Genomic DNA, 13,751 nt, shown 5'->3' on the forward strand with positions numbered 1-13,751 from the left:
TGTGCGGGTGGTGGTGGCCCACGAGAACCTGGACTTTGACGCCCTGGGTTCCATGGTCCTGGCGGGAAGGCTCTTTCCGGGAAGCGTTCTGGCCTTGATTGGGGGCCTCGAGGGGCCCTTGAAGGAGATCGCCCCCCTTTTGGAGGATCGTCTGGATCTGGTCCCGGCTGCAGAGATTCCTGTGGAAAAGGTGACCGAGGTGGTCCTGGTGGACAACGCCCGGCCTGAGCGCATCGGTCCCTTTAAGGCCCTAGTGGGGCGGGTGCCCTTTTTGGTCTTCGACCACCACCCCCGGGCACCGGGGGATGTGCCCGCGGTGGGGGGGAGGGTGGCCCAGGTAGGGGCCACGGTGAGCCTCCTGGTTCCCCTGATCCGGGAGCGGGGCCTGACCCTCACGCCCTTGGAGGCCACCTTGGCCTATGCGGGGATCTGGGAGGATACCGGGGGGTTCAGCTTTCCCTCCACCACGCCCCAGGACCTCGAGGCCGCTTACTTTTTAGCCCAGCAAGGGGCGGAGATCCCCCGGGTGCGGGAGTGGGTGCGGCCCCAGTTGGGGGAGGAGGCCCGGGAGGTCCTGAAGAGCCTTATCCGCACCGCCAAGGTGGTGGAACGGCAGGGGTTCCGGCTCCTCCTCGCCCGGGCTCAGGAGGAGGGCTATGTGCCGGCCTTGGCTCCCCTCGCCCATGCTCTTTTGGACCTGCACGAGGCCCATGGGGTGTTGCTGGTGCTTCGGCTTGCCCGGGAGGTCCTCCTCATCGCCCGGAGCCGAGAGCGGTTGGATGTGGGCCGCTGGCTTTCCCAGGTGGGAGGTGGGGGGCACCCCCGGGCAGCCTTTGCCCGGGTGCGGGGGGTACGCAATGCGGTGCGGCGCCTTCTGGAAAGCCTTCCCCGGTACCTGGAGCCCGAGCCCACCCTAGCCGAGGTCATGACCTCGCCCGTGGAAACCCTGCGTCCCACCACCGTGCGGGAAGCCCTGCGGGTTCTAGAGGAGCGGGGGTACGGGGCCATGCCGGTGGTGGAGCCCCTGGAGGGAGGAAGGGTGCGGGTCTTGGGCCTGGCCCGGCGAAGGGACCTCAGGAAGGCGGAAAGGCTCGGCCTGGCGGAGCATCCCGTGGAGGGCTTTTTGGCCCGGGCCCTTGTCCTGCCTCCGGAGACCCCTCTCTCCGAGGTGGAGCCCCACCTGAAGGCGGGAGGGGGGAGGGTTCTGGTGGGGGAGAGGTTGGGGGAGGGTGTTAAGCTTCTTGGGATCTTCACCCGTACCGACCTCTACCGCAAGAGGCCCGCTTTGGAGAAGCCTCTGGGGGAGCGGATCCTGGAGGCCTTGCCGGAAGGGGCCAGGCGAGTGGTCCTGGCCCTTAGGGAGGTGTTTCCGCAAGGGATCTACCTGGTGGGGGGGGCGGTGCGGGATGCCCTTTTGGACCGGTCGGGCCCCGACCTGGACCTGGTTCTGGAACCGGGGGTCAGGGTGGGGGAGGTGGCCCGCTTTTTGGTGGAGCGCTTCGGGGGCAGCTTTGGCCTCCACTATGCCTTCGGCACCGCCCGGGTGCGCGTGAGTTTTGGCCTTACCGTGGACCTGGCGGAAAGCCGGGAGGAGGTCTACCCCTATCCCGGCGCCTTACCCCAGGTGCGTCCGGCCCCTATCGCCAAGGACCTGGAGAGGCGGGATTACACGGTGAACGCCATGGCCCTGTCCTTGGCCACCTTAGAGCTTTTGGATCCCTATGGGGGCCTCGAGGATCTAAGGAACCGCCTCCTCCGTCCCCTTCATCCCCTTTCCTTCGTGGAGGACCCGAGCCGCATCGTCCGGGGGGCGCGCCTGGCCGCCCGGTTGGCCTTCCGTTTTTCCGAGGAGGCCTTAAAGGCCTTGCCCCCAGCCCTCCTTCCCGAGGTGCTCAAGGGTGCCAGCAAGAGCCGCCTGCGCGACGAGCTCTTCTTGACCCTGGAGGAGGACACCTTCCTCGAGGCCCTTTCCCTTTTGGAGGAGCTTGGGGCTTTGGGTCCCCTCTACGGGCTAAAGCTTCCACCCAGGGACCCCTTTGTACGGCTTAGGTGGGAGCCTCTGGAAGAGGAGGGGTTCCCGCCTGGGCGGGCGAGGATGGAAGCCCGCCTTCTCCTTCTCCTCTACTTCCAGGAAAACCCCCTGGAAAAGGCCTTGGCCCTGGGGCTTCCCAAGCGGTTGCAGGAGGCTTTGGCCCTGCTTCTCAAAGGCTCCTGGGAAGAGGTGGACAAGGAGGCTTTGGGGAAGGAGCCCTTGCGCAGTGTTTTTCTGGCCCTATTCCCTGAGAAGGAGGGCTGGCTTACGGAAAAAAGACGGGTCCTCATGGGGCGGGATCTCTTGCAGCTGGGCCTGAAGCCGGGTCCCAGGGTGGGGGAGATCCTGCGCCAGGTGGCTGAGGCGCGGGCCCGGGGGGAGGTAAGGACCTTCGAGGAGGAACTGGCCTTAGCCCGTAGACTGATAGGCGATGGGTCTTTTTCCGTACCTCAATGACCCCCCGGTCTTCCTGGTGGCCTTCGCCTTTGCTGTTTTTGGCCTGGTGGTCCACAACCTGTTCCAAGCCTACCTGGCGGACCGGTATGGGGAGACGGCCCCCCGGCGTTACGGTTTTCTTTCCCTGGACCTCCGGGCCCACCTGGAGCCCTTGGGCCTGGTCCTCTTGGTCCTTCTGGGCTTCGGCTGGCCCCGGTTCGTGCCCACGAACCTTCCCGGGAGGAAGGGGGCCATGGTGGCCCTCATGGGGCCTTTGGGGTTTTTTGTGGCGGCCTTCCTCTATGGCCTTCTCGCCCGCTTTCTGCCCTATCCCTTCGGCGAAGGGCTTTTGCTGGCCCAAAGGCTCATGCTCCTTCACGCCGCCATCTACCTTTTCCCCGTGCCTCCCTTGGATGGGGCCAAGGCCCTCTATGCCGTGGGCGGGTATGAGGCCCGGCGCTTTCTGGAGCAGCTTGCGGCCTACGGACCCCTGGGTTTCATCCTGATCTTTCTGGTTCTCTCCTATACCGGGGTTACCGGGGCGGTGGTCCAAGGGCTTGCGGGTTTCTTGGCCACGTTATACCGGGTCATCGGGCTATGATCGCCCTTTTGCAGCGGGATCCCCTGGCCTTTCTTTTAACCTTTGCCATCTTGGTGTTCAGCCTGGTCCTTCACGAGCTGGGCCACGCCTACGCGGCCTACCTCTTCGGGGACGCCACCGCCAAGCGCCAAGGGAGGCTTACCCTTAACCCCTTACGGCACCTGGATCCCCTGGGAACGGCGCTTCTCCTCCTGGTGGGCTTCGGCTGGGCCAAACCCGTGCCCATCTACCCCCCGGCCTTCCGCCACTACCGCCTGGGGCTTTTCGGGGTTTCCATTGCCGGGATCGTCGTCAACCTGGTTTTGGCCGTGCTCTTTGCCCTCCTGGTTCGGGGGCTATTTGCCCTGGATCCCGTGGGAGTGGTGATGACCCTGCGGGGGGAGGGGCAGACTGGGCTTGGCCTGCTGGCCCTGGCGGCCTTTTTCGCCAGTTCCATTAACCTGGTCCTGGCGGTCTTTAACCTCCTGCCCATCCCCCCCTTGGATGGTTCCAAGATCCTGCAGAGCCTTCTTCCCCTTTCCTGGCAACCCCTTTTGTGGCGGTTGGAGCAGTACGCCTGGCTTTCCTTTCTTCTGATCCTTACCGTGTTGCGGGGGCCTATCCAGGAGGTGTTGCGCTTGGCCCGGCGGATGTTCTTTGGCTTTTTCTTCGGCTAGACTGGGGCCATGCGCACCCTAAGCCTGGTGCTGGCCGTGGTGGCCCTCCTGCTCCTCCTCCCTGCCCTCCTGCCCCTTTTGGGCTGGCTCAACTGGGTGGTCCTGCCCCTGGCCCTTCTGGCCGCAGGGCTCGGCCTGCTTTCGGGAGAGGAGCGGGCCTTTAAGCTCGGGCTTCTGCTGATGGTGGTTTCCGCCTTGCGCCTTTTCCTAGGGGGAGGCTTCCTCTAGCCAAGTGCGCAGGATCCTCAGGTTCCAGGCGTCCTCCTCCGGGCTCCTTGGGGTTTCCAAGATGAAGACCCGCTCCCTTAGCCGGGGGTCGAGGAGCACGCCCTTAAGCCCTTCCCCGATCTGGCCCTGGAGGAGGTGGGCGTGGTGGTCGATGCGGCTAGCCAAGCCCCCCACGGAGTCGTTCAGGTGGACCACAGGTACCCGCTCGAGCCCCACGAGGCGGTTAAGCTCGCTCAAAACTCCCTTTGGATCCCCTTTCACGTCGTACCCGGCGGCATAGGCGTGGCAGGTGTCCAGGCAGACCCCCAAGGGCGTGTCCTCTATGAGCCAGGCCAACTCCTCAAAGCGAGCCCCCACCTTTTCCCCGCCGCCGGCGGTGTTCTCCACCAGGAGGGTGGGGCGCTCCCTGACCCCGGCCAGGTGCAGGGCCTTCAGGAGGCCTTCCTTGACCCGCTTGGGGTCTCCAGAGCCCGGATGGACCACCACGTACTCCAGGCCCAGTAGGCGGGCTTTCTCCAGGTCGTCCGCCAGGCTCATCACGCTCTTTTCCCAAAGCTCCCCTTCCGCTCCCAGGTTTACCAGGTAGGAGGCATGGATAACCCCGGGAGGCTCCCCGGCCATCTCCCGCAGGGCGCGAAACGTCTCCACCTCGCTTGGGGAGAGGGCTCGGGTTTTCCAGCTTCTCGGGCTTTTGGCGAAGATCTGGAAGGCGGAAAGGCCCAGGGCCTGGGCTTCCTCCACGGCCCCGGCCACCCCCTTTTTTCCGGCGATGGAGAGGTGGAAGCCGTAGCGCACCATGCTACTCCTCCTTCACAACCTCCACCCGTACCCGGGTAGCGGAAAGGGCTCCAATGGCCTTGGCAGCGGCGTAGGAGAGGTCGATGATGTACCTTCCCCCAAAGGGCCCCCGGTCGTTGATGCGCACCACCACGCTTTTGCCGTTTTTCAGGTTGGTGACCCGCACCCGGGTGCCGAAGGGCAGGGAGGGATGGGCGGCGGTGAGGGCGTACATGTCGTAGCGTTCCCCGCTGGCCGTACGCCTGCCGTGGAAGCCGGGGCCGTACCAGACCGCAAGCCCCTCCTGGAGGAAGCGGGTTTTGGCTAGGGGCTCCTTTCCCGTAAGCCTCAGGACCTGGCCGGGATGGATCAGGTCCGAGGTGAGGCCGTTGAGCTCCTTCAGTTCCCTCACGCTCATACCGTGGGCTTTGGCGATGCGGAAGAGGGTATCCCCCTTCTTTACCGTGTAGGTCTGGGCCAGGGCGCTGGAGAGGAGGAGGGCTAGAATAAGGGCGCGCACCTAAACCTCCTGCCAGCCCCGGGGGAAGCGGGAGAGGAGCTCAATCCCTGTGTCCCGGATGAGGACGAGCTCCTCAATCCGCACCCCGCCTATACCCGGCAGGTAGACCCCGGGTTCCACGGTGACCACCATGCCCGCCTCGAGGGTTTCCTCCGTGTAGGGGGAAAGCCCCGGCCCCTCGTGCACCGCGAGCCCCACCCCGTGCCCCAGGGAGTGGACGAAGTAGCGGTCCAGGTCAAAGCGCTTAAGCTCCTCCCGGGCCAGGGCGTCCACCTCCTTGGTGCTCTTCCCTGGGCCCAGAACTTCTAGAACCCGTTCCAAGGCGGCCAGGGTGGCCTCAAAGGCCCGCTTGAGTTCCCCGTCCACCCTTCCCAAGGCCACGGTGCGGGTCATGTCCGAATGGTACCCCTCCACCCTGGCCCCCAGGTCCAGGGTAACGAGCTCTCCCGCCTCGAGGGCTTTTTCCGAGGCCCTGGCGTGGGGCAAGGCTCCCCGCACCCCCGAGGCCACGATGGGGGGGAAGGCCACCTCGGCCCCCCGCCGTTTCAGGAAGAACTCTATTTCCAAGGCGACATCCCGTTCCAAAACCCCTGGCTTGAGCAGGGTAAGGGCGTGGGCCAGGGCTTCCTCCGCCAGGGCCTGGGCCTTGCGGATCCTTTCCACTTCCTCCGGTGTCTTTTTGAGCCGGAGCCGCTCGATAACCCCCTTGGTGGGCACCCACTCCGCGGGGGCAAGCTCCCGCAGGCGTTCCAGGGCGGCGTAGGGGAGGTGTTCCGCCTCAAAGCCCACCCGGCCCTTCAAGCCCTTGAAGACCTCCTCTTTTTCCTCCCGCTTCAGCACCCTGGCGGGGATGCGGCTTTCCTGCTCCGCCTCGGGGTAGCGGGGATCCGTGAGGAGGAAGGCTCCTTCGTGGGTAACGAGGACCTGGGCGTCTTCGGGGTGAGGAAAGCCCGATAGGTAGCGCACGTTCTCGGGACGGGTCACGTAAAGGGCGTCCAGCCCTAGGGGCTCGAGGAGGGTCTTCGGATCCAGCACGGGGCCTACTATACCACCCGTTAACCCTCTTCTAGGTTCACGCCCCGGTAGAGGTCGTCCACGGCCAACTCCAGGGTGGGGCAGGGGAGAGGAAGCTTCTCCCCCGGCCCCAGGCGGAGGTAGGTCCACTGGTTTCCCTCCCGCAGGTAGGCCTCGAGGCTTACCCGGCGGCTATCCACCAGGAGGTACGCCCGGAGCGAGGGCAGCCGGAGGTAGTGCCACAGCTTTTTCCCCCGGTCCAGGTCCTCCGTGCTTTCCGAGAGAATTTCCACCAAGAGGCAGGGGGCTTCCTCGTATAGGGAAGGGGAAGGGGTACACACCACCATGAGGTCGGGGTAGAAGACGGTATCCTCCGAAACCTTCAGCCTGCGGTCCACCGCATAGGTCTCACATCCTTCCTCCAAGGCTTTGGGGCCCACCTTTAGGAGAAGCCGGGTCAGGATCTGGTTATGGGCCCGCCCTGCCCCCGCCATGGCCCAAAGGGTTCCCTCCACCAGGTGATGGCGGATGGGGCTTTTCTCCTCCAGCTGGAGGTAGGCCTCGAGGCTGAGGGCCTTTCGGGCGGGCTGGCCCATGGCTCTATTCTAGCTTGGCCAAGCTGAAGCGCACCCGGCCTTCCTCGTCCTCCAGGAGGGTGGTGTGGCCGGGGAAGAGGCCTTCAGCAAACTCTAAGGCCAGGACCTCCTCGGCGATCCAGCTGCCGTGCCGTTTCAGGGCTTCCAGGTAGGCGCCTTCCGCCTCGTAGCCCACCCGGATGCGGTCGGAAACCTTGAGGCCCATCTCCTTGCGGGTCTGTTGCAGGTGGCGGATCAGGTCCCGGGCCAGGCCCTCAAGCCTCAGCTCCTCCGTGACCCGCACCTCCAGGGCGGCCACGTACCCCTCCTTTTCCAGGGCCTGGTACCCCTCGGGGGCCTGGGCCTCGAGGAGCACTTCCTCTGGCTCCAGGACCACCTCCTGGTCCTCCAAACGCAGGGGCACCCTCTCCCCCTTCAGGACCAGGCCAGCCACCCTCGAGGCCTCCTTTTCCAGGGCCTCGCGGATCCTGGGAAGAAGCTTGCCGTACTTCTTGCCGAGGAGCTTCAGGTTGGGCAGGACCCGGTAGCGGAGCACCTCTTCCCCTGGTTCCAAGACCCGCACTTCCTTCACATTGAGCTCCTCGGCGATCTCGGAGGCGAAGTGCCTCAGGCCCTCCCGCTCGAGGGCGGTGGGAGCGGTGATGAGGAGAAGGGGAAGGGGGATGCGGGTCTTGATCCCGCTTCTAGCCCGGGCGGAGCGGGCCAGGTCCACCACCTTGAGCACCGCCCGCATCTTGGCCACCAGCTCCTCGTCCACCAGGCGGGGATCCACCTCGGGCCAGTCGGAAAGGTGCACGGAAAGGGGGGCCTCGGGGTTTACCGAGCGCACCAGGTTCTGCCAAAGCACCTCGGCCAGGAAGGGGGTGAAGGGGGCGGAGAGCTGGCTGATGGTGACCAGGGCCTGGTACAAGGTGGCGTAGGCGGACTCCCGGTCCAGGGGATCCTCGTTTTTCCAGTAGCGCCTGCGGCCCCGGCGCACGTACCACTGGGAGAGGTCCTCCACCACGAAGTCCCGCAGGGCCCGGCTGCTCGAGGTGGGGTCATAGGCCTCGAGGGCCTCCGTCACCCTTTGAATCAGATCCTGGAGCCGGGCAAGAAGCCAGCGGTCCAGCTCGGGCCGCTTCTCCACGGGAGGCGGGTTCTTAAGGTCCGGCCGGTCCAGGTTGGCGTAGGTGACGAAGAAGCTATACACGTTCCAGAGGGTGAGGAAGTAGTCCCGCACCGTCTCCCGCACCAGGTTGGGCCCGAAGCGGCGGTCCGCCTCCGGGGGAGCGGAGATGTAGATGTACCACCTGAGGGCATCCGCGCCAAACTCCCGGATGATGTCCCAGGGGTCCACCACGTTCCCCTTGGACTTGCTCATCTTCTGGCCCTTTTCGTCCAGGATGAGGCCATGGCAGATGACGTTTTTGAAGGCGATGGAGCCGAAGAGCATCACCCCAAGCTGGTGTAGGGAGTTGAACCAGCCCCGGGTCTGGTCGATGCCTTCCGCGATGAAGTCCGCGGGGAAGGCCTCCTTAAACTCCTCCCCGTTCTCGAAGGGGTAGTGCAAGGAGGCAAAGGGCATGGCTCCGGAGTCGTACCAGACGTCGATCACGTAGGGAACCCGGCGCATGGTGCCCCCGCAGGTGCACCGGAGTTCCACCTCGTCCACGTAGGGACGATGAGGATCAAAAGGCTCGGGAAGGGGTTGAATGGCCCTTTCCTTCAGCTCCTGGAAGCTGCCGATGGCCTCTTCCTTTCCGCAAGAGCCGCAGACCCAGATGGGAAGGGGCGTGCCCCAGTAGCGGTTGCGGCTTAGGGCCCAGTCCACCAGGTTCCGGAGCCACTCCCCGTAACGTCCCTCCTTGATGTGGGGCGGGACCCAGTTGATCTCCTGGTTTTTGCGGATGAGTTCCTCTTTGAAGAGGGTGTTTTTGATGAACCAGGTTTCCGTGGCGTAGTACATGAGGGGAGTGGAGCACCGCCAGCAGTGGGGGTAGCTGTGGAGGTAGCTTTCCTCCTTGAAAAGAAGCCCCCGGGAGCGGAGGTCTTTCAGGATGGTCCGGTTGGCCTCGCGGAAGAAGAGGCCCTTAAAGGGCTCCACCAGGAGTCTCCCGTCCTCGTCCACCGTCTTGAGGAGGGGAAGACCGTAGGCCCTGGCCGTGTCCAGGTCCTCGGCCCCGAAGGCGGGGGCCTGGTGGACGATGCCCGTGCCGTCCTCCCGGCTCACGTACTCGGCCAGGACCACGAAGTACCCCTTCTCCAGGGCCTGGGGGTAGGGGGGGTCGTAGGCCAGGCCCTCCAGTTCCTTCCCGGAAAAGGTCCTTAGAATGGGGGTTTCCTCGCCGAGGAGCCTGCGGCCCAGGGTCTCCTCGAGGATCACCGCCTCCTCCCCCACGGCAAAGGCCCCATAGGTGTACTCGGGGTGCACCGCCGCGGCCACGTTCCCGGGCAGGGTCCAGGGGGTGGTGGTCCAGATGAGGAGGCTGGCCTTTTCCAGGCCCACTCTTCCCGGTTCCTTGAGGGGAAGGCGCACGTAGACCGAGGGATCGGTGATCTCCTTGTACCCCAGGGAGAGCTCGTGGGAGGAAAGAGGCGTGCCACAGCGAGGGCAGTAGGGCACCACCTTGTGGTCCCGGTAGAGAAGCCCCCGGTCGAAGAGGTTCTTCAGGCTCCACCAGATGCTTTCCACATAGGTGGGATCCAGGGTGGCGTAGGCGTTTTTGAGATCCACCCAGTAGGCGATGCGTTCGGTGAAGGCTTCCCACTCCTTCTCGTACGTAAAAACCGACTCCCGGCAGGCCTGGTTGAAGCGCTCGATGCCGTAGGCTTCGATCTCCCGTTTGCTCTTTAGCCCCAGCTTCTTCTCCACCTCCAGTTCTACCGGGAGGCCGTGGGTGTCCCAGCCGGCCCGGCGGGGCACGTAGAAGCCTCGCATGGTCTTGTAGCGAGGGAAAAGGTCCTTGTAGCTTCGGGCTTGCGCATGGCCCACGTGGGGCATACCGTTGGCGGTGGGGGGTCCCTCGTAGACGGTGTAACGGGGCCTCCCTTTACGGTTTTCCACGCTCTTCTCAAAAATCCTCTCCCGCTTCCAAAACTCCAGAACCTCCTCTTCCAGCCTGGGAAAGTTGGGTTCACCGACCTCCTTGAACATACGCTCCTCCCTAAAGAAACGCCCGCGCCATTTGGGCGCGGACGAAAGCGCAAAGGCTTCCGCGGTACCACCGCGCTTCCTGGAGATAGCCTCCAGGCCCTCATTTCCGCGCGATCACGGGCGCACCCGGCGGGCATTACTCGAGGCTCTTAGCCCCTTTCCTCCCGCGGCTCCGGGGTGATCTTCCCGCCTTTCCTCACCACCGGGCTTCCACCCTCCCCGGCTCGCTTGCGGCTATCGGAAAGGGGTACTCTCCCCATCCTCGCCTTTACAGCTCGTGCCCCCTGGGGTAAAATCCCCCATTGGCGGCTAAGCCCATGCTAGCAGCCCTTCCCCTTTCTTGACAACGTCCTGGCTGGGTCTGCTAGAATCGAGCTAAGCCGGTCCACTTCCCGACAAAAGGAGTGCTCATGGAGCTTTACCTGGATACCGCCAACTTGGAGGAGATACGGGAGATCGCTGCCTGGGGGGTGCTCTCCGGGGTTACCACCAACCCCACTTTGGTGGCTAAGGAATATGCGGGCCGAGGAGCGAGGCTTACCGAGGAGGTTTTGTTCACTCACCTACGGACCATATGCGAGGTGGTAAGGGGGCCTGTGTCGGCGGAGGTGACCGCATTGGAGGCAGAGGCCATGGTGGAGGAGGGCCGGCGGCTTGCCGGTATCCACCCCAACATCGTGGTCAAACTGCCCACCACCGAGGAGGGTTTGAAGGCCTGCAGGCGCCTTTCCGCCGAAGGCGTAAAGGTAAACATGACCTTAATCTTTTCCACTAACCAGGCCCTTCTGGCGGCCCGGGCGGGGGCGGCCTATGTTTCCCCCTTTCTGGGTCGGGTGGACGATATTTCCTGGGATGGGGGAGAGCTTTTGCGGGAGATCGTGGAAGTAATCCAGGTCCAGAACCTGCCGGTCAAGGTCATCGCCGCCTCCATCCGCCACCCCCGCCATGTGACCGAGGCTGCCCTTTTGGGGGCGGACATCGCCACCATGCCCTATGCGGTGTTCAAGCAGCTTCTTAAGCATCCGCTGACGGACCTAGGCCTGAAACGCTTTATGGAGGACTGGGAGAAGGTCAAGCCATGAGGAGAAAAGCGGATACCCAACAAGAAGCACCCCTCACCTACCAGGAGCTTTCGGCCAAAATCCTTCCGGAGCTCCACTTGCTGGCCCAGGAGGCAGGGATTGAGAACTACAAGCGCATGAAGAAGGACCAGCTCATCATGGCCCTCCTAGAACGGCAGACCCAAGGGGAGGGCCTGCAGCTGGTCAAGGGTTACCTGGAGATCAGCCCGGATGGGTATGGCTTCATCACCGAGAGCCTGTACAACCTGGAGTCCAGGGTGGCCATCGTCTCTGCAGGGCTCATCCGGCAGTATGCCTTAAGGAGCGGGGACTACATCGTGGGCCGGGCGCGGCCGCCCCGGGAAAACGAGCGCTACGGCACCCTCCTCAAGGTGGAGGCGGTGAACGACCTGGATCCCGAGGCCGCCAAGAACCGGCCCCGCTTTGACGAGCTCATCCCCCAGTTTCCCGACCGGCAGATCAAGCTGGAGACCACCCCTGATGAGCTTTCCACCCGGGTGATCGACCTGCTAGCCCCCATCGGCCGGGGGCAGCGGGGGCTCATCGTGGCCCCGCCCAAGGCGGGCAAGACCACCCTCCTCAAGAAGATCGCCAATGCGGTCCTGAAGAATGAACCCGACATCAAGGTGATCGTTTTGCTCATAGACGAGCGCCCTGAGGAGGTCACGGACTTCCGGGAAAGCGTCCAGGGAGCCGAGGTCATCGCCAGCACCTTTGACGAGCCTCCCCAAAACCACATCCGGGTGGCGGAGTTCGTGCACGAGAGGGCTAAGCGCATCGTGGAGGAAGGGGGGCACGTGATGATCCTCCTGGACTCCATCACCCGCTTGGCCCGGGCCAACAACCTGGTGACCCCGCCCACGGGCCGTACCCTGTCTGGCGGTTTGGACTCCGCCGCCCTCTACTTCCCCAAGCGCTTCCTGGGAGCGGCCCGCAACATCCGGGGTGGGGGTAGCCTTACCATCCTGGCCACCGCCTTGGTGGAGACGGGAAGCCGCATGGATGACGTGATCTTTGAGGAGTTCAAGGGTACAGGGAACATGGAGCTCCACCTTTCCCGCCGCCTCGAGGAGCGCCGCATCTTCCCGGCCATAGACATCCTGAAGTCCGGGACCCGTCGGGAGGAGCTCCTCTTGGGCGAGGAGGTGGTGCACAAGATGTGGCTTCTGCGCAAGGTCCTGGCGGATATGGACCCGGCGGAGGCCATGGAGATGCTCCTTGCCCGCTTGGGGCGCACCAAGAACAACAAGGAGTTTCTGGCTTCCTTGGCTGCCCGTTAGACGGGATTCTCCCTTGGGAGGCGGGTTTTCCGCCTCCCAAGGCTTTTTGCCCCTTGCGCTTTTCCCGCTTGTCCCTGGTATAATCCCCGCGAGGTTTGGGCGGGGTTTTGTTGGGAGGTGAGCGTTGCGGGGAATATGGTGGGGAAATTTATGTCTATTGGTTTCCTCTTTGGCCTTCGCCAAGCTCCCTATTCTTAGCCCCCTTCCCCTTCCCGAGAACACGGTGGAGGTGGGCCAGGCGGCCAGAAAGGGGTGGGTGATCTACGAGGTGAAGCCCGGGGATACCCTGCTGGGGATTGCCGCTCGTTACGGGGTAGATCCCCGGCACATCATGTGGTCCAGCAACCTGCAAAGCGACCGCTTGCAGGTGGGGCAAAGGCTTCTTATCCCCTTGGTGGCTGTGGAGGACCGCTCTCCCCGGGTACCCCCGGGGGTGGAGGTGTACCGCGTGCGCCCTGGGGATACCCTGCAGGGAGTGGCGAGCCGTTATGGTATAAGCGTCCTGGACCTGGTTTCTGCCAACCCTTCCTTAGAAAGCCTGGACCGCTTGGTGGCGGGGAGTATCCTTTACATTCCTAAAAGGACCAAGGGCTTGTTGGTGGTCTTGCCCGAGGGGGAGACCTTGGTGGACCTGGCGGCCCGTTTCGGCCTCTCCCCGGTGGCGGTGGCCCGGGCCAACGGGGTCAAGGATCCCTTGGACTTGAAGCCAGGGGACCTGGTCCTCCTGCCCGGCATTCAGGCCAAAACCACGTACCAGCGCCTTCTGGCTAAACAGGAAGCGGAGCGCCAGGCCCGCCTCGAGGCGGAGCGGCGTCGCCAGGAGGAGCTAAGGCGCCTGGCGGAGGAGCGCAGGAGGCAGCAGGCTTTGGCCCAGCAGCGCGCCCGGGAAGCGCGGCGGGCCCAGGCCCAGCAGCCCCAGGTGCGGCGGGTGAGCTACCAGGAAGGGGCCATGCGTTGGCCCCTTTCCGACTTTCGCATCACCACCTACTTCGGTCAGCGGGGAGCCTTCCAGCGCTTCCACACGGGGATCGACCTGGCTGCTCCTTACGGCACCCCCATCGTGGCGGCCAAGGCGGGCCAGGTGGAGGTGGCGGGCTGGAGCTCGGTGGGTTACGGTTTCCACGTGGTGTTGGACCACGGGGGCGGTGTACAAACCCTTTACGCGCACATGTCCCGCGTTGCCGTGCGGGCGGGGCAGTGGGTGGAAGCCGGGCAGGTGATCGGGTACGTGGGTTCCACCGGCTGGTCCACCGGGCCCCACCTGCACTTTGAGGTGCGGGTGGGGGGGGTGGCCCGCAACCCCTTGGCCTATCTGCCTTAGGTGGGCCTTAGCGCCCTGGGGGCTCTTGGGCCCCCGGCTTCTTTTGGCTTGACCCGCCGGGCGGTAAGCTGGA

12 protein-coding genes are annotated in these 13,751 nt (G+C 64.5%); 7 read left to right on the plus strand and 5 right to left on the minus strand.

Going from position 1 to position 13,751, the window contains the following annotated elements; genetic code table 11:
- Nucleotide 1: 1 nt before the first annotated feature.
- The 4 genes from G584_RS0106850 to G584_RS0106865 are packed head-to-tail and all read left to right on the plus strand — an operon-like array spanning nt 2 to nt 3,952.
- Nucleotides 2–2,488, plus strand: a complete 2,487-nt coding sequence (locus G584_RS0106850) for a CBS domain-containing protein (RefSeq protein WP_028493956.1) — start codon at nt 2–4, stop codon at nt 2,486–2,488.
- Nucleotides 2,463–3,068 carry a zinc metalloprotease gene (locus G584_RS0106855; protein WP_028493957.1) on the plus strand — a complete coding sequence of 202 codons (606 nt, stop codon included), beginning with the start codon at nt 2,463–2,465 and terminating at the stop codon, nt 3,066–3,068. The genes G584_RS0106850 and G584_RS0106855 overlap by 26 nt, the downstream gene beginning before the upstream one ends.
- Nucleotides 3,065–3,724: a site-2 protease family protein gene (locus tag G584_RS0106860; protein ID WP_028493958.1), complete on the plus strand. Its 660-nt coding sequence runs from the start codon at nt 3,065–3,067 to the stop codon at nt 3,722–3,724. The genes G584_RS0106855 and G584_RS0106860 overlap by 4 nt, the downstream gene beginning before the upstream one ends.
- Nucleotides 3,725–3,733: 9 nt before the next feature.
- A complete protein-coding gene (locus G584_RS0106865) occupies nt 3,734–3,952 on the plus strand; it encodes a hypothetical protein (protein WP_019550678.1) in 219 nt (72 codons plus the stop codon).
- Here G584_RS0106865 and nfo read toward each other — a convergent pair.
- Genes nfo through ileS form a run of 5 tightly spaced genes read right to left on the minus strand, consistent with a single transcriptional unit; the run spans nt 3,932 to nt 9,995 of the window.
- On the minus strand, nt 3,932–4,750 hold the full coding sequence (gene nfo, locus G584_RS0106870) for an endonuclease IV (RefSeq protein WP_028493959.1): 819 nt from the start codon (nt 4,748–4,750) through the stop codon (nt 3,932–3,934). The two genes, G584_RS0106865 and nfo, sit on opposite strands and share 21 nt — an antisense overlap.
- A 1-nt stretch (nt 4,751) precedes the next feature.
- Nucleotides 4,752–5,249 carry a septal ring lytic transglycosylase RlpA family protein gene (locus G584_RS0106875; RefSeq protein WP_028493960.1) on the minus strand — a complete coding sequence of 166 codons (498 nt, stop codon included), beginning with the start codon at nt 5,247–5,249 and terminating at the stop codon, nt 4,752–4,754.
- Nucleotides 5,250–6,281 (minus strand): M24 family metallopeptidase, encoded by a 1,032-nt coding sequence (locus tag G584_RS0106880; protein WP_028493961.1) that lies wholly within the window; start codon nt 6,279–6,281, stop codon nt 5,250–5,252.
- Nucleotides 6,282–6,304: 23 nt separating this feature from the next.
- Nucleotides 6,305–6,859 (minus strand): Uma2 family endonuclease, encoded by a 555-nt coding sequence (locus tag G584_RS0106885; protein ID WP_028493962.1) that lies wholly within the window; start codon nt 6,857–6,859, stop codon nt 6,305–6,307.
- Between the two features lie 4 nt (nt 6,860–6,863).
- Nucleotides 6,864–9,995: an isoleucine--tRNA ligase gene (ileS, locus tag G584_RS0106890; protein ID WP_028493963.1), complete on the minus strand. Its 3,132-nt coding sequence runs from the start codon at nt 9,993–9,995 to the stop codon at nt 6,864–6,866.
- Nucleotides 9,996–10,405: 410 nt separating this feature from the next.
- Between ileS and fsa the strand changes: the two genes are divergently transcribed.
- The 3 genes from fsa (at nt 10,406) to G584_RS0106910 (ending at nt 13,678) form a co-directional block, all read left to right on the plus strand.
- Nucleotides 10,406–11,077, plus strand: coding sequence for a fructose-6-phosphate aldolase (fsa, locus tag G584_RS0106900; protein WP_028493964.1), 672 nt, complete (start codon nt 10,406–10,408; stop codon nt 11,075–11,077).
- Nucleotides 11,074–12,357 carry a transcription termination factor Rho gene (gene rho, locus G584_RS0106905; RefSeq protein ID WP_028493965.1) on the plus strand — a complete coding sequence of 428 codons (1,284 nt, stop codon included), beginning with the start codon at nt 11,074–11,076 and terminating at the stop codon, nt 12,355–12,357. Before fsa ends, rho begins: the two co-directional genes overlap by 4 nt.
- 124 nt (nt 12,358–12,481) lie before the next feature.
- Nucleotides 12,482–13,678, plus strand: a complete 1,197-nt coding sequence (locus tag G584_RS0106910; RefSeq protein WP_038050845.1) for a LysM peptidoglycan-binding domain-containing M23 family metallopeptidase — start codon at nt 12,482–12,484, stop codon at nt 13,676–13,678.
- Nucleotides 13,679–13,751: the final 73 nt, after the last annotated feature.

Source organism: Thermus antranikianii DSM 12462 (assembly GCF_000423905.1).
Taxonomy (GTDB): Bacteria; Deinococcota; Deinococci; order Deinococcales; family Thermaceae; genus Thermus; species Thermus antranikianii.